This window comes from Streptococcus sp. HMSC062B01 (assembly GCF_001811085.1).
GTDB lineage: Bacteria > Bacillota > Bacilli > Lactobacillales > Streptococcaceae > Streptococcus > Streptococcus gordonii.
Window position 1 is genome coordinate 54,091 of record NZ_KZ672804.1, and the last position, 25,623, is coordinate 79,713.

The following is a 25,623-nucleotide window of genomic DNA, read 5'->3' on the forward strand; positions in this document are numbered from 1 at the left end:
TTTCTGTAATCAAATTTACTTTTTATGATAAAATAATTCTTATGAAGATAAATACACTTTTAGGCCTCTTGGCAGGTAAATCCTCCCACTTTATCCTCAGCAAAATGGGACGTGGATCTACTCTTCCTGGAAAAATTGCCTTAACCTTTGACAAAAACATTTTACAAAACTTAGCTAATAACTATGAAGTCGTGGTTATTACGGGAACCAACGGAAAGACACTAACCACAGCTTTGACAGTGGGCATTCTAAAGGAAGCATTCGGAGAAGTTGTTACTAATACCAGTGGCGCCAATATGATTACGGGAATTACTACAACCTTCCTGACCGCTAAAAAAGGCAAATCTGGCAAGAATATCGCTGTCCTAGAAATAGATGAAGCCAGCCTATCTCGGATTTGTGATTATATCAAGCCCAGCCTCTTCGTCTTTACCAATATTTTTCGTGACCAGATGGACCGCTATGGTGAGATCTACACGACCTACCAGATGATTCTGGATGCTGCTGCAAAAGTGCCTGAAGCGACTGTATTGATGAATGGCGACAGTCCTCTCTTTAACTCGGTTAGCCTAAAGAATCCTGTCCGCTACTATGGATTTGATACTGAAAAAAGCCAGGCCCAGCTGGCTCACTACAATACAGAGGGCATCCTCTGTCCCAAGTGCGAGCATATCCTCAAGTACGAGCTCAACACCTATGCCAATCTGGGAGCTTATATCTGTGAGGACTGCGGCTTCAAACGTCCTAAACTAGACTACAGCTTGACTGCTCTCAATGCTCTTGAGCATAACCGCTCTGCCTTTACTATTGATGGACAAGACTATCAGATCAATATCGGCGGACTCTACAATATCTACAATGCGTTGGCTGCAGTGTCAGTGGCTCAATTCTTTGGAGTTGATCCTTCTACAATCAAGTCTGGCTTTGATAAGAGCCGAGCTGTCTTTGGCCGTCAGGAAACCTTCAAAATCGGAGATAAAGAGTGTACCTTGGTTTTGATTAAAAATCCAGTTGGTGCTACCCAAGCCTTAGAAATGATTGAGCTTGCACCTTTTGACTTTAGCTTATCTGTCTTGCTCAATGCTAATTATGCGGACGGCATTGATACCAGCTGGATCTGGGATGCTGATTTTGAGAAAATTTTAGAGATGAATATTCCTCATGTCATCGCAGGTGGTGTCCGTCACTCCGAAATAGCTCGTCGACTGCGAGTAACGGGTTATCCAGCAGATCAGATTAGCGAAGTCAAAGACTTAGAAGAAGTTTTCAAGGCCATTGAACAGCAAGAAACCAATCATGCCTACATCTTAGCAACATATACTGCTATGCTGGAATTCCGCGAGCTACTGGCAGAACGACAAGTGGTCAGAAAGGAGATGAACTAATGGTTTATACATCCCTAATTTCTCCTGATAACCAGGATTTCGGTTACGATATTAAAATTGCCCACCTCTATGGAGATCTCATGAATACTTATGGAGATAATGGCAATGTGCTCATGCTTAAATATGTGGCAGAAAAGCTAGGTGCTAGAGTTCAAGTGGATATTGTCTCTCTGGAAGATGGTTTTGACAAGGACAGCTACGACATCGTCTTCTTTGGTGGTGGCCAAGACTATGAACAAACGATCGTAGCTCGTGACTTACCAGCTAAAAAGGATGCCTTAGAAAATTTTATCAACGAAAATGGCGTAGTGTTAGCTATCTGCGGTGGTTTTCAACTCTTGGGAAAATACTATATCGAAGCATCCGGTCGACGGATCGAAGGATTAGGTATCATGGGACATTACACCCTCAACCAGACCAATAATCGCTATATTGGTGATATTAAGATTCATAATGAAGAATTCAATGAGACCTACTATGGTTTTGAAAATCACCAAGGACGTACCTTCCTCTCTGACGACGAAAAACCTCTTGGAAAGGTCGTCTATGGAAATGGCAACAACCAAGAGGATGGTTGCGAAGGCGTTCATTTTAAAAATGTCTTTGGTTCTTACTTCCATGGCCCCATCTTATCCCGCAACGCAAACTTGGCCTATCGTCTGGTAACAACAGCACTGAAAAAGAAATATGGCTCAGATCTTAATTTGGCAGCTTATGAGGACATCTTAGCACTGGAAAAACAGGAAGAATATGGAGATGTAAAAAGTAAGGCTGAATTTGAATAAATATATTGGAGAAATATTATGAAAGAAAAACTACATTATATCCTACTTTTAATTACCGTTCTATTGGTTGCTGGTATTTCCTTGGCCAATATGCAGAGCGTAAATGTTAGCTTTATCCTATTTAGCTTCAAACTTCCCTTGATTATATTGATTTTGATCTCAGTACTTCTAGGATCTATCACAACCTTTCTCATCAGCATGGTAAAAAATTTCTCACTGAAAAAAGAGCTTAAAAAGACCAAGGAAGTACTTGAAAACTCACATTCAAAAAACTAGGTTGGAATTTATTCCAGCCTAGTTTTTTGTATTCTTTTTTGATAGATATAGGAAAGAAAAGCTAGTCCAATCACCCCTAGGCCAATCAGTAGAAAGGAAAGAGTGTGGACGCTTGGTAGCAGAGTCATTAGGAAAGTCGCAGGAGGCATGAAAAGAATTGCCAGCGTGTAGATCGTTGAGAAAACGCGACCTAGATACTGCTTGTCCACCTTGGTCTGAACCTGGCTGAAGAAATGAATGTTGAACACAGTCATAAAAAGCTCACAGATAAGATTACCAGAATAAGAAAAATAGGGATGAACCTGTATCAAGGCAGAGACGCCCATGACTGCAACTCCAACACCGGTCAATAGCAGGGCTACAAGTAAGTTACCCATACTGGCCTTAACCTTGCTGGCTAGCATGGCTCCAACGATTGAGCCTACAGCTCCCAAACTCAAAATGGTCGCATAAGAGCCGGTATTGCCGTAGAGCTGATTGGTAAAAGGCAATAGATAATTAAAAGCCGCAAAGAAAAAGTTGACTGCAGAAGCTACCAAGAGCAGAAAAAAGATTTCTTTTTGCTGACGGATATAAACTAAACCTTCCTTGATATCTCTCAGGATATTTCCAAGATTGATGGGAGACTTCTGCTTGCTTGGCTCATGATTGGGCAGAAAGTAAACCAAGGCAAAAGCCAGAAAGAAGCTAAGGGCATCCAGCTGAAGGGTCATGCGCAGATTCGCATACTGCATCACGATAAAAGATAAAACTGGGGCTGAGACACTGATAACTTGCAAGGCCAATTCCAGATGAGAATTGTAAGCAACGATGTCTTCTTTGTCCACAATTTCGGTAATATAAGACTTATTAGCTGGTCGAGAAAAAGCAAAGGCTATAGCCTGAACCACATTAGCAAAAATCAGCGCTCCAATCATGAGCTGGTCATTAGTGATAAAAGAAATCAGCAAACAAAGACCAGCACAAATCAAATCTGTTACCATCAGCACCTTACGTCTGGAAAAGCGGTCCGCAATGGCTCCTCCAAAAGGATTGAATAAGATGGATGTGACTAGCTCTGATATCTGGTAAATGCCCAAGACTGTCTGTCCCAGAGCTCCCATAGAAGCAAGCCAAATGCTATTCCCATAATCATAAAGCATATTCCCAATTTTATTAATAGCAGCCCGTGTAATCAGCTGTGCTGCCTGTCGATTCATAAAAATACCTCCTTCCATTTCTGAAACTATTGTATCAGAAATAGAGGGAGGTTCTTTGTTTTTCCCATATTTGGGAAATTATGCTTTTACAAACTTATCGAAATGCTCTTGATAATAGGCAACTTGCTCAGGTAAATTCAGCACTTCAAATATGTGCATGGCTTCCTGCATTTGCTTGATTCCCTGCTTCTTCTGTCCCTTCTGATAAGCCGCAAAACCCTTGAGATAGAGGAACACATTGCGTTCATAGAGTTTAATGCCCTTGCCAATGATTTTCTCTACGTAAGCCTCAAAATAACTAGCTTTATCAAAAGAACGACTTTCCAAACAGTGCTGGTAACAATTGAGAGCTAGAATCAAGACTAGTCTCTTATGGCGACCGATTTCTTTGTAGTAGTCCTCCCGCTCCATAACTTCCTTGCCCAGACGGTAGACATAGTCCACATCATAAAAACTATAGAGATTACCAAAAAGGATCAGCTCGTACATGGTCCAATCTTCCACTTGAAAGAGATAATCGGCCACCTTATCTAAATCCTCTTGCCTCATACGAAACTGGTTGTCTCGCTGACAAATCAAGCCCTGCATCAAAATCCAATTCAGCTCATAGTAAAGAGGCGCACTGCTGGCCTTGGCCTTTTCCAACTGCTCTACTTGCAAGTCTTGAAAACCCTTGATGTCATTTGAGTAGTAAAGAGGGATAATCTTACCCATCATGGCCACGTGCTCATGCTGCTGGAAATTCCGTGCCTTGTCCATAAAATTTTCAAGGGTCACATGAATATTATCTAAGAGATCTAAAAATTTCGAGAGGGTCATGTCCGACTCACCCAGCTCAAAACGAGACAGCTGAGAAGTCGAGCAAACCTGACCCGACGCTTCCTTCAAAGAATAATGCCCATTTAAACGAAAATCTCGAAAAACTTTTCCTAAATTTTCCATTTGTTTACCACTTAAATTCTTTCATTTGCTTTTCCAAATCCTGTAAATAGGCTTCATCCAAGCCATTCCGGTCTTTTGCTGGGGCTTCCAGACTGGCCAGATAAAGCAAGAACTGGTCCGCCAGTATCTCATATTGATGGAAAGGCAGGCGCTTCATCTGGGCCTGAACGAAATCAGCAGCCTCTGCAAAATGCTCGCTTTCCAGCAGCTCTTGCAAATAATCAGCTCCATCAAGTTGCCGGCCTTGCTCATCTTCAAACTGCCCCAGATCTAAATGCTGGATTGTTAGGCGCAGAGCCGAACCAAGCATATTGGCCGCTCCCTTGATCTGCCGCATAAACCAATCGTTTTCTGTCGTCATCAGTAGCTCCTTCCAAAGCGGGCGGACTGACTGCCCCTAAAAATACTACACCTTCTCCGCCAGTTCTTCCCATTCGAGCAGGGCTTCTTCTTGGGCAACGGTCAGCTGGTAGATTTGTTGCTGGCTCTCCATGAGTTCAGCGGCGTCATTAGTGGCCTCCATGGCTTCCTGAAGTTGACTGATCTGACTGTCCAAGTCCTCGATTTGCGCTTCCAATTGCTCTAGGCGGCGGGCTAGCCGGCGCTGTTCTTTCTGGTTTTCCTTTTGAAGCTGATAGTCATTGGCAGGTGATGGCTTGTCAGGACTGGCCTGCTCCGCCTCCTCACGCAAGGCTTCCTGCTCTGCCTTTTTCTCCAGATAGTAGTCATAATCACCAAGATAAAGTGTGGAGCCTGTCTCAGAAAGCTCGATAATCTGTGTGGCCACACGGTTGATAAAGTAGCGGTCGTGGCTAACAAAGAGCAGGGTGCCGTCAAAGTCTATCAGGGCATTTTCCAGCACTTCCTTGCTGTCAATGTCCAGGTGGTTGGTCGGCTCGTCAAGGATGAGGAAGTTGTTATTTTCCATAGACAGCTTGGCTAGAAGCAGCCGCGCCCGCTCTCCACCTGATAGCATGCCGACAGACTTCTTGACATCGTCTCCCGAGAAGAGGAAAGCACCTAAGCGATTGCGAATCTCGACCTCTGGTGTCAGCTTGAAGTCATTCCACAGCTCGTCGAGAACTGTATTGCTGGGAGTCAGTTTGCTCTGGGTCTGGTCATAGTAGCCCACTTCCACATTGGCCCCCAGCTGCTCCTTGCCTCTGATGAAGGGCACTTGACCGATTAGTGATTTAATCAAGGTCGTCTTTCCAATCCCATTTGGTCCGACGATAGCTACCGCATTGAACTTGCGAATATCAAGGTTAATCGGCTCCGACAGGACTTCCTCGCCGTAGCCAATAGCCGCATCTTCCAAGGTCAGAACAACATTGCCCGAAACCTTATCGGATTTGAAGGTCATATTAGCCGAGCGATTGCCGGTCTCCGGCCTGTCCAAACGCTCCATCTTTTCCAGCTGCTTGCGACGGGACTGAGCCCGCTTGGTTGTGGAAGCCCGGACTAGATTGCGATTGACAAAGTCCTCCAGCTCTGCGATTTCTTTCTGCTGCTTTTCATAGTTCTTGGCTTCAGTGGCCAGCTTCTGCTCCTTTTGGACCACAAAGCTAGAGTAATTGCCCACATAGCGATCCAAGGAATGCTTGGTCAAATCCAGCGTGATGGTCGCAACCTTGTCTAGGAAATAGCGGTCGTGGCTGACGATGATCAGGGCACCGCTGTAGTTAATCAAGTAAGTCTCCAGCCAGGCAATGGTCTCGATATCCAAGTGATTGGTCGGCTCGTCCAGGACCAGCAGCTCTGGCTTTTCCAAAAGCATCTTAGCCAGCGCCAGACGGGTATTCTGCCCGCCTGACAGCTCAGAAATCTTCATCTGCCACATGGACTGGTCAAACTTAAAACCATTCAGAATCGCTCGAATATCGGCCTCATAGGTAAAACCACCTTTCTGGCGAAAGTCCTCTGACAGCTGGTCGTACTGGGACATGAGAGCAGTCAGCTCTTCCCCTGACAATTCTCCCATTTGTAGCTCCATCTGCCGCAAGCGCTTCTCTTGCTGGCGCAGACTATCAAAGGCCAGCAGCATCTCGTCGTAGATAGTATTCTCCGACTCAAAGCGGCTGTCCTGAGCCAGATAGGACAGGGACAGGTCTCGTTTTTTATTGATCTGACCAGAAGTAGGCTCTTCCTCGCCCACCAAAATCTTGAGAAGGGTTGACTTGCCAGCTCCATTTTTACCGACTAGGGCAATCCGATCACCCTCATCTACCTGCAGGTTAATATTGTCAAAAAGAAGCTCCCCTGCAAAAGAACGCTCAATCTTGCTTGCTTGTAAAATAATCATAAGACCATTATAGCAGATTTGCTTCTCTCCTGCTATCTACCAGATATTTAAAAGTTTCAGTAGATTCATTATCCTAGAGATTTTTCTGAACTTATAGCTTTGATATGGAAGACTTAGTAGAAGAAAAAAACATCTCAAAACTTAGATATTTCAACTAAGCTTTAAGATGCACTGCAAACTTTCGAGAGCGATAAACAAGTAACCTCTTCCAATACTGATTATAAAATCCACTTAATCTTTTCCGGGCCGACCTCCAATCACGACTTTTTTAGCTTTATAATCGTTATCAAAAAGAATGAAATAATACAACTTTTTGCCATGAGTTTCAAAAACATTCTTTTCTTCTCCTATATAATATCCCTTTCGGGCGCCGGGTTTCGTTTCGTAATCAAATTCACCATAACGCTCCACTATCTCCCATTCTCTTTTACCGATAATCCACTGATCATCATATTTCCAGTAAATGCGCTTAAAAAAATAGAGAAAAACTGAAAGAGCAATCATTGCCAAGAATAAGAGACATAGTGTAAGCTTAGCTTTCTTTCGCATCGATCTTCCTTTTTAGCATTTTTGGAATAATAAAAACAGCAGTATCTCGCCTTCCAAAGATTAGTCAAGGCTAGCTATATTTTTTATTAAACCTTATTAATCCCATTTCTTCATCTAAGTAGCAAAACAAACTGCTTTACTAATGATTTCCGTTGCAAGATTTCTAATGAGTATTTCTCATATTGCAGTGCAACAAATTCAAAAAGCTACCCATCAAAACGGTTGCTATTTATGATTATTTTATTCAAAAAAAAGACAAGCCTGTCAACGAAAAACAGGTTGCCTATAAATGGTTTTAATAGATCTCACAAACTTTTTAAAGATTTATCGAACTTGAGTCAGCACTCCGTCTTGCATCTCATAAATCTTATCAACCTCATCCAGCAGGCGAGTATCATGGGTAATCATGACCACGCTCTTATTGAATTTCTGAGTAACCTCTTTAAGCAAATGAACCACGCGCTTGGCCCTTTCCGTATCCAAACTAGCTGTCGGCTCATCAGCCAAGATAATATCCGGGCTATTGTAAAGCGCTCTAGCGATAGCAGCTCTCTGCCTTTCCCCGCCGGACAATTCTTTCGGATACTGCTTGAGTGTTCCTTTTAGATCTAGTAGCTCAATCAGACTGTCTAGATCCGTTCTTTCCTTTTTAGATAAGCGGTCAATCAGCTGGAACTGGTCTTCGATTTTCAAAAAAGGAATGAGATTGGAGGCCTGCAAAATGAAGCCGAAATCATTGAAACGCAGAGCTGCTCGTTCCTTTTCCTTGAGCTGGGAGGTATCTTTCCCATGCAAGAGAATCTGTCCTTTTGAGGGAGTTTGCAAATGCCCCAGCAAGGTCAGAAAGGTTGTTTTCCCCGAGCCTGACGGCCCAATAATAGCTACAAACTGCCCCGCTTCCAGTTGGAAATCAGTTGGTTTCAGGGCTTGAACCAGCGTATGCCCCTGGCCGTATTCTTTGGTAACCCCTTTTAATTCTAAGATTGGCATTTACTCACCTCCTATTGCTGTGATAGGGTCAATTTTTAGAACCCTACGAATGGACAAGAGTCCTCCAGCCAGTGACATGAGAACAATCAAGGCAATCAGTCCTCCATAAGCTCGCCAATCACTGTAAAAAGGCACAGAGGCAGGTAAGGCCAATTGTGTCCCCAAAAGTGCCAAAACAGCCAGACTTATTCCCAGAGTGGACAGGATGAAAATCTGCCAGAAAATAGAAGCAATAATCTTTCTACTGGCAATTCCTTGGGCACGCATAATACCATAAAGATGCGTCTTTTGTATGGTAATGATGTACATGAAAATTCCCAATACCAAAAATGTAATCAGAACCATGGCCCCAATCATGAAGGAAAAGGTCAGTACCTGAGCCTGATAACCTGGAATATTTTCTATCAACTCCCTCATAGAGAGTTGACTCAGGCCAGCTTCTTCAATCTTCTGATCATCTTTTACTACAAGTGCGCTGATATTCTTAACCTGACTAGAGCCGTACTTTAATTCCCTGAAATCATCTAGAGTCATAAAAATCACAGGTTGCGTAAAGAAGCTATTATCCTCTGTGAAGCCAACAACCTGATAGAGGCGTTCGCTTCCATTGAGCTGAAGCTGGTCGCCCATTTTCACGCCTTTTTGCTGTAGGCGCTTGTCAGCAATGATTTCATAAGCATTATCAGCTGATCTCCCCTCACTCAGTTTTGGAGCTAAAAAACTATTCCATGACAGACCAAAGACTTGGGCATTAATTTTTTCTTTCCCATCTTCATGATTGGCCACTACTGCCATCTGTCCCAAAGCTGCTATTAAGTCACCTTGAAGCAGGCGGCTGTACTCTTCTTCCTTGAGAGTCGACGAAACCAGATTCTTATTGGCATACTCAGATAAAACAACTGACTGCGCTCCCCACTGATCTATTGCCAAGCGATTAAGCCGAGCCAGACCAACTGAGAGACTAGATAAAAAGAAAACCATATAGGTGATGAGAAAAACCACAGCAACAACCATACGGTAACGTCCGCGACTGTAGACAATCTCTTTAAAAGCTAAAAACAAAGCCATCCTCCTTTGAAAGATTCCAAACTATTATATCATAAAGAAACAAGATACAGAAAATATCCCATCAGTCTCCCCGCATGTGCTCTCTAACAAAGCCTGCTAGACCGACAGTAGTCACCTTAGTATGAAAATCACTCATTTGCTGAGACTTATAATGAGGATGAGCCAACCAGTAAGTCAAGGTTCCCATAAAGGAAGCAGCCTGATGATTCAGCAGTAAATCCGCTTCTACCTCCTCTAAAAGTGGATCACCCAAGGAAATACTCTGCGAGAAAATCTCTCTCAAAACTTCCTGCAAGCGCCACGAACTAGTTGAACTGCCATTTGGCCCCAAAAGAATGGCCAAATCTTCCAAGTAAGGCTCAAAAAAATGAAAAAGATTTTGTTTATCATGGATATAGTCTTCCACTTTAAATTCCTTTTCTAACTTGAACAAGCAGGAAGAATCTAGAGCCTCTTGATAATAGGCCTGTAAATCATCTAGCAAGCGGTTTTCAATCTTCTCTAGCAGATCATACTTGTCCAGATAATGCCGATAAAAAGTACTGCGATTCACCTCTGCCAAATCAATCAATTGGCGAATGCTGATTGTCTCAAAAGTCTGCTCTTTCATCAGCTGCAGCAAGCTAGTCTCTATCCGCTTTTCTGTCTCTCTTCTTTTTTTCTCATACATGCCATTCACCTCAAAATGCAACAGTCTCTCTAAAATTGATGCTTGTATACCATCCAGCTCCCACTATATAATAAATATAAGCAGAAGACAAGAACAAGAGGATTAAAAGATGAAGATTATGATCAATCAAAAAGAAGTCAGTCAAGAAAGAATCGAGCAATGGCGGAAGCATAGAATCCTTAAAGCAGCTAAGATGCTTAATCTACAGCTGCCTAATACTGACAACACGGAGATTTTAGACCAAGCCCTACTGGAAGAAAAAATGAAGCTGACATACGAAGAGCTAATCCAGCAAATCGGAACCAAACTCAAATGGAGCCAATGTTTGATGAAATGGGCGGCCAAATGGTCCAAGAAACCACGAAAAAGAGCTGTTGTAACGATTTTTGCAAGTGGACTGACTGCCGCTTCTTTCAGTATAATGCTAGAAAAGTTGATGTTAGAAAAGACAAATGTTCATAAACGAGTCAATCTTGGTGCCTGTCCAGACCATTATGCCTTGCAGCCGTACGGCAGCAAACTGGAAGTCATTGAAACTGCAGGAAACAGCCCCCTGCCGACACAGTTTTTCCTTGACCTTGGTGGTGAAGCTGAAATAGAGGAGCCTCGTGATGCGTCTTATCCCTTCCAAACTGTCGGTACCGCCAGTCTAGCGAATGGTTGCAATATCGGTGGAATTCGCCATCAATTTCGCGACACAGAAAAAGGCCTAGAAGCCCGATTCTGCGTCGAATTCCCCAGCCTTTGTCCAGACAGCCTTGTCAAAGAACACCAGTTCCATCTAGCTGCCGAATGGTCAAGGTGGATAGCTTGGTGCAGAGAGCATAAAGAATGAATTTCCTTTCCTGAAAAGAACTACCAATCCATGCAAAAACAGCCTACTGCCATCTTAAAGAGACCGCAGCAAGGCTGTTTTCATCTAGACTTAATCAAAGACAATCATGGACTTAATGGTCTTGCTCTTACCCATGAGTAAATGAATCAATAGCAAGATCTTCAAGTTTAACAGTTGTCTACCTCAGTCCTATTTTTCGACAATTCCAATAGGTTGTAACTACTGTTTTGATGTCACTTTGGAATTTTCCTGCGATTCGTTTTTGTATACTTCAGATTGTTGTCTAACTTACTGTTTCGTAAAGTTTAGAGTATCTGGATCGTGATCCAGTTCGCTGACAGTTAACTGATTGCCATTTTGTTGATAAGTTTTAACATCGTCACCAACAATCAAACGCTGATTAGCTGTATCAACCTGAACTTGCTTGATTTCCTTACTTCCATCTACCTCTGTCTCAGTCCATGTCCCAGAGGCTCCATTAATCTGAAGAAGATGTTGATCTCCATCATGGTCAGTCGCCTTATAACTACCATCTAGATTGGAAGTTTGGGTTGGCTTAGAAGAGTTTGCTTGACTAGAAGAAGATTCTGTATTAGAACTAGTTGCTGACTGAGAACTTTGACTTTTTACATCTTGGGATTGAGAGTTAGCATTAGTCCCTTGGTTGTTATTTCCTGAGCAAGCTGTTAAGAGGACAGCTGCTGTAAGAGATACAATTGCCAAAATTGTTTTCTTCGGAATAGACATATCAATTCCTCCTTTTCTACATTTGTAGTTTATACTTATATTCTACACTTGTCTGTTTTGTTTGTCAAGAGAAAGATATTTATTTTCTGTCAAGAATTCTATATTGCTGATGCAATCAATCAGATCTAGATCTTTTCTTTTAAACATTAGAAAAATCCCCAGTCTAATTTGACTGGGGATATAGATTATTGTTATTCTTATCATATAGCAGAACAGGTATGTGATGTCTCATTGATAGCAAGGCATCATTCCTTATTCTGAAATAAGAGAGTCGATTTTTGCAAATATGGGTTGGGGTACTTAAGGAGCAGGTCTTTAACTGCTGTAACCAAATCTTTCTGCTCAGCCTGACTGGATTGGTAACGAAGCAAGAGTAGCATAAAATTATCTTTTTCAGCTGGGCTGGCTTTCTTCTTAAAATAGCCCCAGATATGCTGAAAGGCATTGCAGACCTGACCTCGATTTTCTGGTAGGGAAACAGCTTGTTCAATCAAGGCTTGAACATGAGCTACTTCTACCGATTCACTTTTTAGATATTGGCGGATTTCCAGATAGATCTTACTGGAATGACTGAGGACTAGATATTTATTTCTTGCCCAAAGAGTCTGACACAGAGACATTTGGTTTAAATCTTTCATACTTACTTTTCCTACCGATTTTTCATTTTGAATTCTTTCAGCCTCATTCGAATCATTAGTCGCATCCTAATTCTCCGATTTTCAAAATAGAATCCCAACCACAAAACTCAACATGATTGGAAAAAAAGGATGATTTGCTAGTCTTTCTTTTATTCTGGAAAAATCCATTCGATATGAGGTGCCTGACGACTAATTTCCTTGTAAATATCATTAAAATCAGCACCAGACAAATTATTTAAGTCAATCGAGTCTAGAGAAGAACCATTCTGATCATAAAAGTAAAGCATACGATTTGTTTTCTGCATATCATCAGAACTATAGGTTTTGATTTTATATTCAATCTTCTTGACATTGTCCAGATCAAGTTCATTCATATCTTGGAAAATCGAAGATTTAATATCCAGTTTTCCTTCTGAAATTGTCATTGCTGGAGGTTGTTTAGACTTTATAAAAATAGAAATCAACAATAAAGAAACCCCAACTGCTGAACCAATCAAGACAGTTGTAGCAAAATCGTTATCTCTTTTCTTTTCCTCTTCTTTTTCCCTTTTTATCTTATCCTGTTCTTTCTTTAATTGATTATTATAAGTATCTACAATGCTTTGGAGCCTGGCTTCTTTTTTCTCTGGAGTCTCATCTTTGGGACCATCTTCTGAACCAAACATTAGTTCTGCATCTCGGATGGTTATCGGTCTTTCTTCTAGTTTGTATTCATCCATCTTGGCGTCAAAACTCACTTCAGGATCTTTAGAGTTACTTGCACTAAAGGTAGAAGACGAGTTTGACCATACAGCAAAGATTGCAAAAATAGTAATCAAGATAATACCAACAATTTCACCTGCATAACTTCTCTTATACTGCATCAGACACCTCTTTAATAAATTTTAATATGACTAGAATATCATAAATCAAGCCTTTTATAAAGCTTCTTTTAGCGATTTAAAAAAACAGCCTGTAAAGACTGCTTTAGTCGACTCTTCTAACGCACCTCTGCGCCGAGTTTTTCGGTCAGGGATTTTTCGATTTTTTCCATGTATTTAGCTACTTCTTCGTCAGTCAGGCTAGATTCTGGATTTTGGAAAGTCAGGCTGTAGGCCATGGATTTGAGGCCGACACCCAGCTTGTCACCAGAGAAGATATCAAAGAGCTTAATATCTGTCAAGCGCTTAACACCAGCGTCTTGGATTGCATCAAGGACCTCTTGGTGAGTGATTTCAGCCTTGAGCAAGAGGGCCACATCACGGCTGACAGCTGGGAATTTAGTGATTTCTGTAAATGGCTGTGCTGGCTGGAGCTGCTCTTCGATGGCAGACAGGTTGAGCTCAGCAACATAGGTTTCAGGAATATCGTAAGCCTTGGCTGTCGCAGGATGGACTTGGCCGACAAAGCCGACAGGCTGGCCATTGATAGAGATTAAAGCAGTCCGACCAGGATGCAGGCTCTTAATCTGGTTGCTAGCCACGTATTCAGCTGTCAAGCCCAACTTAGCAAAGAGTGCTTCCACTACACCCTTAGCATAGAAGAAATCAACTGCTACCGGTTTAGTCTGGAAGTCTTTTTCATTAACCAGACCTGTCAAAGCAAAGGCAAAGCTATTGATTTCATTTGGCAGGTCTTCCTTAGGATTGCCAGTCTGCTCAAAGACCTTCCCAATCTCATAGAGGGCTAGGTTCTTATTCTTACGAGCCACATTGTAGGCTAGAGAGTCCAAAATCCCAGAAACCATGTTCTGACGAAGAACAGAGCGCTCCACTGTCATTGGCCACATAAGCTCAGTCAAGTTGCTAGGATTGAGAGTGAACTCAACCGCCTTTTCTGGCGTTGTCAAAGCATAGGTAATGATTTCTGTCAGTCCAGCTCCCTCTGCTAAAGTCCGCACTTGACGGCGCAGTTGCTGCGTTGCAGTCAATTCACCAGCAGTCCCGTCATCTTTTGGCAGGCTAGCTGGCAATTTATCATAGCCGTAAATACGGGCAATTTCTTCATAGAGGTCCGCTTCAATTGAAATATCCCAGCGACGGCGAGGCACGCTGACAGTGAACTGTTCAGCATTTCCTGATAGGCCAAAGCCAAGTCTACGGAAGACATCCTCGATATCTGTATAAAGCAAGTCCGTTCCTAGCACACGGTTGACATCCTCGAGACTAGACGCCACTTCTACATCACTAGTGTCTAAGCTACCAGCGGATACGATACCAGCCTGAACAGTCGCTCCTGCCAAGTCGGCAATCATGCTTGCTGCTGCGTCCAAAGCTTCATTGACAGTTGCTAGATTGATACCTTTTTCAAAGCGGGAAGATGATTCCGAGCGCAGGTTAAGGCGACCGCTGGTCTTGCGAATTGATTTACCATCAAAGACAGCTGCTTCCAGAACAACACGAGTGGACTTACCGGAAATTTCAGTCGCTGCTCCGCCCATAACACCAGCCAGAGCCACTGGCTTATCTGCGACAGTAATGACTAGGTCGCTAACTTCCAGCTCGCGCTCTTCGCCATCCAGTGTCACAAGTTTTTCACCAGCACGCGCTTCCCGCACGACAATCTGGTCACCCTCAAACGTATCCAAATCAAAGGCATGCATAGGCTGACCAAAGTAGAGCAGGATGTAGTTGGTCACGTCCACTACATTGTTAATCGGACGGATACCTTCGTTCATGAGGAGATTTTGCAGCCACTGAGGACTTGGGGCAATAGTGACATTTTCCAAGATACGAGCCGCATAGTAAGGGGCTTTGTCAGTTTCAAGAGCCACTGATAGACTGTCAGCTGCCTGCTTTTCATTTTCAACTAGCGGGAAATCTTTGAACTGTACTAACTTGTCATAGATGGCAGCCACTTCATGAGCCACCCCACGCATAGACAGAGCATCAGCCCGGTTTGGTGTGATGGAAAGTTCGATAATCTCATCGTCCAAGTCCAGATAAGAGAAGACTTCCTCACCCGGCACTGCTTCTTCAGGCAGGATTTGAATGCCATCCGCAAATTCCTTTGGCACGACAGAATCAGAAATACCCAGCTCACCCAGAGAGCAGATCATGCCCAGTGACTCCAAGCCACGGATTTTTCCTTTTTTAATCTTATAATTGTCAGCAATGCGAGCACCTGGCAAAGCCACCATGACCTTGATGCCTGCGCGAACATTCGGAGCACCACAGACAATCTGACGATTCTCCTCTTCTCCGACATCAACTTGGCATACATGCAAGTGGGTATCTGGAACATCTTCACACGATACCACCTTACCAACAACAATTTTCGACAGGCCAGTGGCTGGTGATGTCACACCTTCCACTTCAATTCCTGTCGTTGACATTTTCTCAGCCAGCTCAGCGCTCACCACATCAATGTCTACTAACTCTTTTAACCACTTATAACTTACTAGCATATTTAAGATATTAAGACCGGCCAATTGCCTTGGCAATTGGTAAAAGCGACCAAATTTTAGGGATTTGTCTGAAATCCTGATTTCAGAAACAAATCATCTAAATTTCTAGCTTTTAGGTCGTATTCATTTCCTCTCTTTAAATTTTCTGCACTTATGCTGTGCCATTACTAAAAAGGATACCATGGGCGTCAAAAACGACTGAAAAATAGGAGATTTGCTAAACATTCGATGAATGATTGCAAATCTATCTTTTTTCCGAGTTTTTAGCCCGGGTTCAATTCCTTTCTCTATTCTATCGCTGAAGAACTTGATCGACCAAATGTTGGGGACTTGTCTGAAAGCCTGATTTCAGAGACAAATCATCTAAATTTAAAGCTTTTAGGTCGTATCATTTCCTCTCTTTAAATTTTCTTTTTTATTTTAATTTCTTGCGTAGCAGCCAGTCTGTGTCTACTGTCTTGCCAGTGATATAGTCGTGCTGGCTGAATTTTTCAAAGCCGTATTTAAAGTAAAAATCTTGAGCTCTAAAATTCTTTTCCCAGACGCCCAGCCAGACCCAGTCAAAGCCTCGTTTCTCGGCTTCTTCCAAGGCAAATTCAAACATCTCCTTGCCAAAGCCTTGACCATGATAGGCTTTTAAGACATAGATTCGCTGAACCTCAAAGGCTTGTGGCAGTTCTTGCTCCGTTTGAGCCTGGCCCCAGTTAAACTTGAGAAAACCAGCAATTTTATCATCTTTGACAACAAAATAGGTCTCTGACTCAGGATCTGACAGTTCCTTTTCGATAGTTGCAAGCGACAGCTCATTGTCAAAATAATGAGCCATATCAGCCTCCTTGATAAATGGACCAAAGGTTTCTTGATAGGTCGCGACCTCCAACTCCCGCAGGAGGCTCACTTCTTCTTTTTTGACTCTGACTAGCATACTGCACTCCTTTCTCAGAAAAGCTGCATCTATGAATACAGATTTCTACTTAAACTGCTGAGAAAAACGAATATCTCCTTGGTAGAAGCCACGAATATCGTTGATACCGTAGCGGAGCATAGCTACCCGCTCTTGACCAAGACCAAAGGCAAATCCAGAGTATTTCTCCGCATCAATGCCACTCATTTCCAACACGCGCGGATGTACCATACCAGCTCCCATAATCTCAATCCAGCCGGTCTTCTTGCAGACATTACAGCCAGCACCGCCACACTTGAAGCAGGAAACATCCACTTCAACAGACGGCTCTGTGAATGGGAAGTATGACGGACGCAGACGGATACTGCGGTCTTCACCAAACATCTTCTGTACAATCAGCTGCAGTGTTCCTTGCAGGTTGGCCATGGAAATATTTTCCCCAACTACCAAGCCTTCAATCTGATGGAACTGGTGGGAGTGAGTCGCATCATCGGTATCCCGACGGAAGACACGCCCTGGTGAAATCATCTTGAGCGGTCCTTTAGAAAAGTCATGGGCATCCATAGCTCGCGCCTGTACCGGACTCGTATGAGTTCTGAGTAAGATTTCCTCTGTAATGTAGAAAGTGTCCTGCATATCCCGTGCTGGGTGGTCCTTAGGCAGATTCATCCGCTCAAAGTTGTAATAGTCCTTCTCCACTTCAAAGCCGTCCACGACCTGATAGCCCATCCCGATGAAAATATCTTCAATTTCTTCACTAGTCTGGCTGAGAATATGTCGGCTCCCTATCGGAATTTGACGGCCTGGCAGGGTCACATCCAAGGATTCCTCAGCTAGTTTCAGAGCGACTAATTGCTCTTCCATCTCTTGTGCAGTCTTTTCAAAGGCTGCTGTCAGAATATCACGCGCTTCATTGACGTGCTTCCCGATAATCGGCCGCATTTCAGCTGAAATATCCTTCATCCCTTTCAGGACTTCAGTCAGCGAACCTTTTTTGCCCAAGACAGCTACACGCAAGTCCTGCAGTTCCTTTTGATTCTCCGCCTTGAGCTGCTTGAGAGAAGCTAAAGTCTCTTCACGCAGGCTTTTTAGTTGTTCTTCAATCGTTTTCGTCATTTTCCCTCCAAAATAAAAAGCGCACCAATCTCCATAAGCGGAGCGTTGACACGCGGTACCATCCGTTTTTTATCTGGCAAGCCAGACCTTACTTATCAATCCCAGAGCAAGTGAATTCGCCTAGCTTTCATCTAGAGAGCTTTCAGTCGATGGCTCCCTTCCCTGTTAAACTTCCCCTAGGTTACTGGTCTTGCGGATTGCTATTCAGTTACTTAATATTCTAGCAAATTTACCCTATTTTGGCAACAAAAATAAAAAGCTCCTGGCGTCCATTTAAAACGGAATAGCCAGGAGTGCGTCTTGTTTACTGATTACTAACGAAGCAACTTGAGTAGCTAAAAGCTACAGACAAACAATTTACTTGATGATTGATTCAATCTTTTATAGCCCTAAAGAATGATTTTCTTTTATATCGATCTAATAAGAAAATATATTTTATCGTACAAAAGCAATGACGATTGTATTATTCGAAGTCCGAAAACCATTGAAAAGCTTCTCTCTTCATTGTCGCTCTCTGAAGTTTTTTTCTCATTTTAAACTCTTATTTTCCATAGCAACAATCTACAATCGTCACAAGAGATAATTCGGTTCAGATATTTTTTAACAATACCTCCAACTAAGACGAACAACAAATCAGTAAACAAGGACATAAGCTAAAATATAGATAACTTAAAACAGATTTGAATTTCTGAAACCCATTGGAATCAGTCCTTTCTATTTGCTAAGCCATGCATCCCTTATCAAAGGAACGAAACGTTTAAAGAAGGAAAGAAGAATATCAAAATCCTTAATTTCCCACCTATCTCTATCTATTATTAGTGTACTCCTTTATCTTTGAAAAAGCAAGCGTTTACATTGTTTTTTTATAATATTTTTTTGCAAAACAAAGAAATAAAAAAAGCCAATAGGACAGCCATTTAAAGCTCCTTATTAGCTTTGTTTCTATTCAAATAAACTATAATAATCTGAAATAGTCATTTGAGCTTTTTCTTCTTGCTTGAGATCCTGAATAATCTGACCATCCTTCATAACAATCAAGCGATTGCCGTACTTAAGTGCATCTTCCATATGATGTGTTATCATGAGAGCAGTCAGACGGTCCTTTTGAACAAAATCATCTGTTAACTCCATTAAAGCCACGCTAGTCTTGGGATCCAAAGCTGCTGTATGCTCATCTAGTAGCAAAAGTTCAGGACGTTTGAGCGTTGCCATTAAAAGACTTAGGGCCTGTCTTTGACCACCTGATAGGAACTCAATTGCTGTATCCAAATGCTTTTCCAGACCATTGCCGATTTTATCAATAGTCGCCTGGAATTCTTCTTTATAATGATTCAATCGGCGAGGAAAAAGACCTCTTCTCTCTCCTCGAAACTTTGCAATCAAGAGATTTTCAGCAACAGTCATACGAGGCGCTGTCCCCATCTTTGGATCTTGAAAGACTCGAGAAAGGTATTTTGCTCGTTTTTCTGGTGAGTAATGAGTCACATCTTCACCCAAGATATGGATACTACCACTGGTTAAAGGTAAGGTCCCAGCAATTACGTTAAAAAGGGTTGATTTTCCGGCTCCATTTCCACCCAAAATAGTAATAAAGTCATGCTCATGAATCTGCAAAGAAACATCATTCAAAATAACTTTTTCTTCATCTAAACCATTACTTACAACTTTTGTGGCATTCTTTAATTCTACAATGACTGTCATTTGCTTAATGTGACTCCTTTAAAAAATTTATTTTTAAGCGTGGGAATCATAAGGCAGATAGCCAAAATCACCGCACTGTAGAGACGTAGGTAGCTGGTATTAAAGCCTAAAGCGATAACCGCCCAAATTAGAAATTGATAAGCAATCGCTCCTACCACAATCGTCATCAGTCTTTCAGCCAAAGTAAGACTCTTAAAGAGAACCTCTCCAATAATTAAGCTGGCCAAACCGATAACAATGACTCCAATCCCTCTTAATGCATCCGCATAACCTTCCTGCTGGGCAATCAAAGCCCCAGCTAAGGCAATCACTCCGTTGGACAAGACCAAGCCCATCAGCTCCATTCGGCCAGTATTGATGCCAAAGCTACTAGCCATATCAGGATTGTCCCCTGTAGCAATGTAGGCCTGGCCTAGCTTGGTATCAAGAAAGAAAAGCAAAGCTAGAATTACCAGAGCTACAAAAATTAGGCCTAGAAAGATTTGATTCATTTCCTCTGAGAAAGGAAGAAAGTCTTGAATTTTTTTTGCCCCTAGTAGCCCCAGATTAGCTCTTCCCATAATCATAAGGATTAAGGAATGACAAGAGGTCATGACCAAAATTCCAGATAGCAAAGTCGGAATTTTACCTTTGGTATAAAGCAAGCCCGTTGCAAAACCAGCCAAACATCCAGCCAGAATGGCAATCAAAGTTGCCAATAGTGGATTGACTCCCTTTGTAATCAAGGTGACAGCAACAGCTCCTCCCAGAGGAAAGCTACCTTCTGTCGTCATATCAGGAAAATTCAAAATCCTAAAGGTCATAAAGATTCCTAGGCCCAAGATAGACCAGAAAAGACCTTGTGAAATAATCGAAATAATCATATTCTATCCTAACTTTGTATTAAAACTTGCCACTAAATTAAGGCGTGAGTTTTTAAGTCTCCTTCCTTATTCAATCACTTGTCCAGCTTCTTTGAGGGCATCTTCTGGTACAGTAATTCCAAGTTCTTTGGCATTCTTCTTATTGATGACTGATTTACCTTTGTTAAAAATTTCAACTGGTGTTTCTTCTGGTTTTGCACCTTTCAAGATTTTAGCTGCCATTTTTCCTGTTGCAACTCCAAGGTCATGTTGATCAACAACAACTGATGCTAGTCCACCTTCTTCTACCATAGCAGTCGCACTTGGGTAGATAGGTTTTTTAGCGTCTTTATTGCTAGATACTACAGTCGCAAACGCTGATGCGATGGTATTATCAATTGGAATCCAGATAGCGTCAACCTTGCCACTCATAACATTCATAGTTGATGCAATTTCGTTGGTTGATGGAACAGAGTATTCCTCTACCTTGTAACCTGCCTCTTCGGCCAATTTTTTGAACTCTTCCACCTGAGTTTTAGAGTTGTCTTCACTGCTAGAATAGAGGGCACCGATAGTTTTCACATTTGGCGTCAATTTTTTAATCAACTCTAGCTGTTGTTTGGCTGGATTGTGGTCAGAGACACCAGTGATATTGCCACCTGGTTTTTCAAGATTTTTTACTAGATTAGCTCCGACTGGATCAGTGATAGCTCCCATAACGATTGGCTTGTCCTTAGTAGCTGCAGCCAATCCTTGAGCTGAAGGAGTTGCAATCCCAATCAGCACATCATTGTCATTGGACACCAGCTGCTTGCTCATGGTAGCAACCTTGCTTTGGTCTCCTTCTGCATTCATAAAATCAATTTTAATATCATCGGCCTTGTAACCTTCTTCAGCTAATCCGTCTTGAATCCCTTTATAGATTAAATCAAGTGAAGGATGGCTAACATACTGTAAGACTCCGACTTTGACTGTTTTCTTATCTGTAGTAGACTTTGACCCACCACCTTTATTCAAGCTGGAATAGATCAAAGATCCTCCAACCAAGACTACTAAAACTGCTAAAACAGCGAGTAAACGTTTATTCTTCATATTTTTTCTCCATTTCTATTTTTAAGTTTTTACATTTCAATCCCTAGGGACGCCATCGTTTAAACATGGGCAACTCTCCTTCTCTTTTTTCCAACAAAAAACCTCACACAGATATTCTGTGTGAGGGCGTAAATCGCGGTGCCACCTCAATTATGGAAAAATAGATAGCATTCTCCCATATCTCTGTCTTGTCTACCAACAAGTCGCACTGTAAGGTGTGCCAACCGAATTCTTATTGTTTCGAATTCATTTGTTTGTTCTTCTAGATTATCTGTAATTAACTAAAAGAAATTCTAATCATTAGCCCAATTTCGTAAAGACTTGCTACTTGTTTTCACCACCCACAAGCTCGCTTAAAACAAAATCATTTACTACTTTTCTAATTTCCTATATTTTAAGTTTTTCCTAATAATATGTCAAGGCTTTTTATACAATTTTTGTAAAATGTTCGGATTTTGATTGTCAATTCCACTTCCAATTAAAACTCGAACAATTTGATATCTCATTGGGAGCTTTTACCTTGGTTTTTTGTTATAATTTTCTATAGTAACTTTCAAGGAGATAAGCATGTCTTTCGACGGATTCTTTTTACACCACATGACTGAGGAGCTTAGCCTCGAATTGCTGGGCGGTCGCATTCAGAAGATTAATCAACCCTTTGAACAGGAGCTGGTTTTACAAATTCGTAGTAATCGCAAAAGCCATAAGCTACTCCTATCAGCCCACTCGGTCTTTGGGCGCGTCCAGCTGACAGAGACCACGTTTGAAAATCCAGCTGTTCCCAATACCTTTATCATGGTGATGCGCAAATACCTGCAGGGCGCTGTTATTGAAGCAATCCAGCAAGTCGAGAATGACAGGATTTTGGAAATCAGTGTTTCTAATAAGAACGAAATCGGTGATAGCGTAGCTGTGACTCTAGTCATCGAAATCATGGGTAAACATAGCAATATCATTCTCTTGGATAAGGCAAGCGGTAAGATTATTGAAGCCATCAAACATGTCGGATTTTCGCAAAATAGCTATCGAACGATTTTACCTGGCTCAACTTATGTCGCACCGCCTCAGACATGCAGTCTCAATCCTTTCACTGTTGGCGATGAAAAGCTCTTTCAAATCCTGCAGACTGAGAAAATAGAGCCCAAACGCCTACAGCAAATTTTTCAGGGATTGGGTCGGGATACGGCTACTGAGCTCAGTGGTCGTCTTACAGCTGATAAGCTCAAAACTTTCCGAGCATTTTTTGCCAGTCCGACCCAGCCTAGTCTGACCGAAAAATCCTTCTCTGCTCTGCTATTTTCCGACAGCAAGACCCAAATGTCCACACTATCCGAGCTTTTGGACACTTTCTATAAGGACAAGGCTGAGCGAGATCGAGTTAACCAACAGGCCAGCGAACTCATCCGCCGAGTAGAAAATGAGTTGGAAAAGAACCGGAAAAAGTTGGGCAAGCAAGAGGAAGAGCTCCTAGCAACGGAGAATGCAGAAGAATTCCGCCAAAAAGGGGAGCTTTTGACCACCTTTCTCCATCAGGTACCTAACGACCAAAATCAGGTGGAGCTGGACAATTACTACACAGGTGAAAAGATCCTCATCACACTTGACAAGGCCCTGACCCCCAATCAAAATGCCCAGCGCTATTTCAAACGTTACCAGAAGCTCAAAGAAGCCGTCAAACACCTGACTAGCTTGATTGAGGAGACGCGGACTACGATTCTCTACCTAGAGAGCGTGGAAACAGCCCTTGCTCAGGCCAGCATGACTGAAATCGCAGAAATTCGGGAGGAACTAATCCAGACTGGCTTTATCCGCCGGCGCCAGAGAGAGAAGATCCATAAAAGGCAGAAACCAGAGAAATATTTGGCAACAGATGGCCAAACTATTATCCTGGTTGGCCGCAACAATCTACAAAATGATGAGCTTACGTTTAAGATGGCCAAGAAGGACGAGCTTTGGTTTCACGCCAAGGATATTCCAGGTAGTCATGTGGTCATCACAGGCAATCTTCAGCCCAGCGATGAGGTCAAGACTGACGCTGCCGAGCTAGCTGCTTACTTCTCCAAGGCCAGACTCTCCAATCTTGTCCAAGTAGACATGATTGAGATTAAAAAGCTAAATAAGCCCACTGGTGGCAAGCCAGGATTTGTGACCTACACTGGTCAGAAAACCCTGCGGGTGACACCTGACGCAGAGAAAATCAAGAGTATGAAAATTCAATAACCAAAAAAGCGATTCGGAATATCCGAATCGCTTTTAAACTTAACTCAATCTGTCGAATGGAAAGACAGTAATCTCTCTCTTAATCTTCTTCAGATTTCTTCTTCCGATTTGCTAAACCAAAGAATGTTAAGCTGGCAATGGCTGCTAAGATGCCTGAAGCAGTCTGATCACTTGTCTGACTTCCTGTTCTTGGAAGAACCGCTTTTTCATCTTTTGGATCGACATAAACAGGTTCTACTCTCTCTTCAGCTTCTGGTGTTTGAACTGCTACCGCAGGTTCAGCTGGAATTACTGGAACCTTTGGCTGTTCTGGAGTACTTGGTCTGTTTGGAACGACCGGAATTTCTGTCACTCTCGGTGTGTAGCTTGCAGAAATTGTTTGACCATTGCGATCCTTACGGATTACAACGACTCCTTTAGCTGTACCAACAAAGTTTGGCTCTGGAACAAAAGTTACAACACCGTCTGGCGAGATGGTATAAGTGCCTTCTCCTGGAACAACTTTTTCAGTTGAGCCGTCCTCAAAGGTTGGTGCTACTGTTAAGTCTACATCACCTTCAAAGATTGGTTTACCAGTCTGTGTTTGACCCTTGAGTCCATCTGAGGTTACATCTTCTACTCGTGTTTGGCCGATGACCGTTGGTGTATACTGCGCTGTAACAACGTTGCCATAAATATCCAAACGTTTTACAACCACTCCTTTGGCTGTACCAACAAAGTCTGGTTCTGGAGTAAAGGTAATCTTACCATCTTTATCAATTGTATAGCTTCCTTCTCCTGGAACAATCAGTGTCGTGCTGCCGTCCTCAAAGGTTGGTGGAACTGTACTATCGATATGTCCTTCAAACGCTGGGGTTGCCACTTGCGTTTGGCCTTTAGCTCCTGTAGAGGTTGTATCCTGTCCAGTAGACGGATCTACAACTGTTGGACGATAGCTTGCAGTAACTGAGGTACCGTTCTTATCCTTACGAACAATTGTTACGCCGGTTCCTTTTCCTACAAAATCAGCTTCTGGAGTGAAGGTTACTGTACCATCTGGTGCAATCGTGTAGGTTCCTTGACCTGGAATCACTTTTTCAGTTGAGCCATCTTCAAAGGTTGGTGCTACAGTTTCATCAATTGGAACCCGTGGATCGCCACCTTGGAAGGTTGGAGTACCTGTTTGTACAAGTCCCTTAATATTTTCAGAGGAAGCATCCTTACCAATTGGTGTTACTTTCGTAAATTCTGGACTGTAAGTCGCAGTCACTGGAGTGCCATTCTTATCCACACGTTTCACGGTGATTGGATCTGGTTTCCCTACAAACTGCTTGTCTGGAGTGAAGGTTACTGTACCATCTGGTGCAATCGTGTAGGTTCCTTGACCTGGAATGGTCTTCTCTTTGCTTCCATCTTCGAAGGTTGGTTCAACTGTTTCATCAATTGGAACCAGTGGATCGCCACCTTGGAAGGTTGGAGTACCAGTTTGAGGGAGTCCTTGAGGACCTGTGCTAGTTGCACCAGTTCCTGTAGGAGTGACCTTAGTGAATTCTGGACTGTAAGTTGCAGTGACTGAAGTGCCATTCTTATCCACACGTTTCACGGTGATTGGATCTGGTTTACCAACGAACTGCTTGTCTGGTGTGAAGGTTACTGTTCCATCTGGCGCAATGGTGTAAGTTCCTTGACCTGGAATGGTCTTCTCTTTACTTCCATCTTCGAAGGTTGGTTCAACTGTTTCATCAATTGGAACCAGTGGATCGCCACCTTGGAAGGTTGGAGTACCAGTTTGCGGAAGTCCTTGAGGACCTGTGCTGGTTGCACCAGTTCCTGTAGGAGTGACCTTAGTGAATTCTGGACTGTAAGTTGCAGTGACTGAAGTGCCATTCTTATCCACACGTTTCACGGTGATTGGATCTGGTTTGCCTACAAACTGCTTATCTGGAGTGAAGGTTACAGTTCCATCTGGTGCAATCGTGTAAGTTCCTTGACCTGGAA

The 25,623-nt window shown here is 42.6% G+C and carries 22 protein-coding genes and 1 pseudogene; 5 read left to right on the plus strand and 18 right to left on the minus strand.

The window, feature by feature from the left end:
• Positions 1-41 precede the first annotated feature (41 nt).
• The 3 genes from murT to HMPREF2780_RS08645 are packed head-to-tail and all read left to right on the plus strand — an operon-like array spanning position 42 to position 2,446.
• Positions 42-1,385, plus strand: coding sequence for a lipid II isoglutaminyl synthase subunit MurT (murT, locus tag HMPREF2780_RS08635; protein WP_105026528.1), 1,344 nt, complete (start codon positions 42-44; stop codon positions 1,383-1,385).
• Positions 1,385-2,170, plus strand: coding sequence for a lipid II isoglutaminyl synthase subunit GatD (gatD, locus tag HMPREF2780_RS08640; RefSeq protein WP_105026515.1), 786 nt, complete (start codon positions 1,385-1,387; stop codon positions 2,168-2,170). Before murT ends, gatD begins: the two co-directional genes overlap by 1 nt.
• An 18-nt stretch (positions 2,171-2,188) precedes the next feature.
• Positions 2,189-2,446, plus strand: a complete 258-nt coding sequence (locus HMPREF2780_RS08645) for a lipopolysaccharide assembly protein LapA domain-containing protein (RefSeq protein ID WP_012000335.1) — start codon at positions 2,189-2,191, stop codon at positions 2,444-2,446.
• Between the two features lie 8 nt (positions 2,447-2,454).
• On the opposite strand, the gene HMPREF2780_RS08650 is transcribed toward HMPREF2780_RS08645, so the two are convergent.
• From HMPREF2780_RS08650 to HMPREF2780_RS08685, 8 genes are all read right to left on the minus strand, one after another.
• Positions 2,455-3,645 (minus strand): MFS transporter, encoded by a 1,191-nt coding sequence (locus tag HMPREF2780_RS08650; protein WP_105026516.1) that lies wholly within the window; start codon positions 3,643-3,645, stop codon positions 2,455-2,457.
• 78 nt (positions 3,646-3,723) lie between these two features.
• Complete coding sequence (locus HMPREF2780_RS08655; RefSeq protein ID WP_105026517.1) at positions 3,724-4,587, minus strand: Rgg family transcriptional regulator; 864 nt, start codon at positions 4,585-4,587, stop codon at positions 3,724-3,726.
• Between the two features lie 4 nt (positions 4,588-4,591).
• Positions 4,592-4,948: a hypothetical protein gene (locus HMPREF2780_RS08660; RefSeq protein ID WP_105026518.1), complete on the minus strand. Its 357-nt coding sequence runs from the start codon at positions 4,946-4,948 to the stop codon at positions 4,592-4,594.
• 45 nt (positions 4,949-4,993) lie between these two features.
• Positions 4,994-6,889, minus strand: a complete 1,896-nt coding sequence (locus HMPREF2780_RS08665) for an ABC-F family ATP-binding cassette domain-containing protein (RefSeq protein WP_105026519.1) — start codon at positions 6,887-6,889, stop codon at positions 4,994-4,996.
• Positions 6,890-7,120: 231 nt separating this feature from the next.
• Complete coding sequence (locus HMPREF2780_RS11800; RefSeq protein ID WP_233994391.1) at positions 7,121-7,438, minus strand: hypothetical protein; 318 nt, start codon at positions 7,436-7,438, stop codon at positions 7,121-7,123.
• Between the two features lie 324 nt (positions 7,439-7,762).
• The gene (locus HMPREF2780_RS08675; protein WP_061583755.1) at positions 7,763-8,428 is read right to left on the minus strand and encodes an ABC transporter ATP-binding protein; all 666 of its coding nucleotides are present in this window, start codon (positions 8,426-8,428) and stop codon (positions 7,763-7,765) included.
• Complete coding sequence (locus tag HMPREF2780_RS08680) at positions 8,429-9,490, minus strand: ABC transporter permease (protein WP_061595864.1); 1,062 nt, start codon at positions 9,488-9,490, stop codon at positions 8,429-8,431. It abuts the gene before it with no gap.
• 67 nt (positions 9,491-9,557) lie between these two features.
• Entirely contained in the window at positions 9,558-10,166 is a 609-nt protein-coding gene (locus HMPREF2780_RS08685; protein ID WP_061595794.1) for a TetR/AcrR family transcriptional regulator, read from the minus strand.
• Positions 10,167-10,275: 109 nt separating this feature from the next.
• Between HMPREF2780_RS08685 and HMPREF2780_RS08690 the strand changes: the two genes are divergently transcribed.
• Positions 10,276-11,001, plus strand: a complete 726-nt coding sequence (locus HMPREF2780_RS08690) for a hypothetical protein (RefSeq protein WP_061595795.1) — start codon at positions 10,276-10,278, stop codon at positions 10,999-11,001.
• Positions 11,002-11,289: 288 nt separating this feature from the next.
• Here HMPREF2780_RS08690 and HMPREF2780_RS08695 read toward each other — a convergent pair whose 3' ends face one another.
• From HMPREF2780_RS08695 to trpX, 9 genes are all read right to left on the minus strand, one after another.
• Positions 11,290-11,748: an SP_0198 family lipoprotein gene (locus HMPREF2780_RS08695; RefSeq protein WP_105026521.1), complete on the minus strand. Its 459-nt coding sequence runs from the start codon at positions 11,746-11,748 to the stop codon at positions 11,290-11,292.
• 245 nt (positions 11,749-11,993) lie between these two features.
• Positions 11,994-12,386, minus strand: coding sequence for a YbgA family protein (locus HMPREF2780_RS08700; protein WP_105026522.1), 393 nt, complete (start codon positions 12,384-12,386; stop codon positions 11,994-11,996).
• A 149-nt stretch (positions 12,387-12,535) separates the two neighbouring features.
• Positions 12,536-13,249 carry a hypothetical protein gene (locus tag HMPREF2780_RS08705; RefSeq protein ID WP_046165772.1) on the minus strand — a complete coding sequence of 238 codons (714 nt, stop codon included), beginning with the start codon at positions 13,247-13,249 and terminating at the stop codon, positions 12,536-12,538.
• Positions 13,250-13,365: 116 nt separating this feature from the next.
• Positions 13,366-15,771 carry a phenylalanine--tRNA ligase subunit beta gene (gene pheT, locus HMPREF2780_RS08710; RefSeq protein WP_105026523.1) on the minus strand — a complete coding sequence of 802 codons (2,406 nt, stop codon included), beginning with the start codon at positions 15,769-15,771 and terminating at the stop codon, positions 13,366-13,368.
• 415 nt (positions 15,772-16,186) lie between these two features.
• On the minus strand, positions 16,187-16,696 hold the full coding sequence (locus HMPREF2780_RS08715) for a GNAT family N-acetyltransferase (RefSeq protein ID WP_105026524.1): 510 nt from the start codon (positions 16,694-16,696) through the stop codon (positions 16,187-16,189).
• 45 nt (positions 16,697-16,741) lie between these two features.
• Positions 16,742-17,791 carry a phenylalanine--tRNA ligase subunit alpha gene (pheS, locus tag HMPREF2780_RS08720; RefSeq protein WP_045773728.1) on the minus strand — a complete coding sequence of 350 codons (1,050 nt, stop codon included), beginning with the start codon at positions 17,789-17,791 and terminating at the stop codon, positions 16,742-16,744.
• Between the two features lie 942 nt (positions 17,792-18,733).
• The gene (locus HMPREF2780_RS08725) at positions 18,734-19,492 is read right to left on the minus strand and encodes an ABC transporter ATP-binding protein (RefSeq protein WP_046165776.1); all 759 of its coding nucleotides are present in this window, start codon (positions 19,490-19,492) and stop codon (positions 18,734-18,736) included.
• Positions 19,489-20,355, minus strand: a complete 867-nt coding sequence (locus HMPREF2780_RS08730; protein ID WP_105026525.1) for an ABC transporter permease — start codon at positions 20,353-20,355, stop codon at positions 19,489-19,491. Before HMPREF2780_RS08730 ends, HMPREF2780_RS08725 begins: the two co-directional genes overlap by 4 nt.
• A gap of 66 nt (positions 20,356-20,421) precedes the next feature.
• Positions 20,422-21,426: a tryptophan ABC transporter substrate-binding protein gene (gene trpX / locus HMPREF2780_RS08735; RefSeq protein ID WP_105026526.1), complete on the minus strand. Its 1,005-nt coding sequence runs from the start codon at positions 21,424-21,426 to the stop codon at positions 20,422-20,424.
• Positions 21,427-21,993: 567 nt separating this feature from the next.
• On the opposite strand from trpX, the gene fbpA reads away from it, so the two are divergent.
• On the plus strand, positions 21,994-23,646 hold the full coding sequence (gene fbpA, locus HMPREF2780_RS08740) for an Rqc2 family fibronectin-binding protein FbpA (RefSeq protein ID WP_105026527.1): 1,653 nt from the start codon (positions 21,994-21,996) through the stop codon (positions 23,644-23,646).
• 79 nt (positions 23,647-23,725) lie between these two features.
• On the opposite strand, the pseudogene cshA reads toward fbpA, so the two are convergent.
• Positions 23,726-25,623, minus strand: a pseudogene (cshA, locus tag HMPREF2780_RS08745) (LPXTG-anchored fibrillar adhesin CshA); the annotation flags it as partial.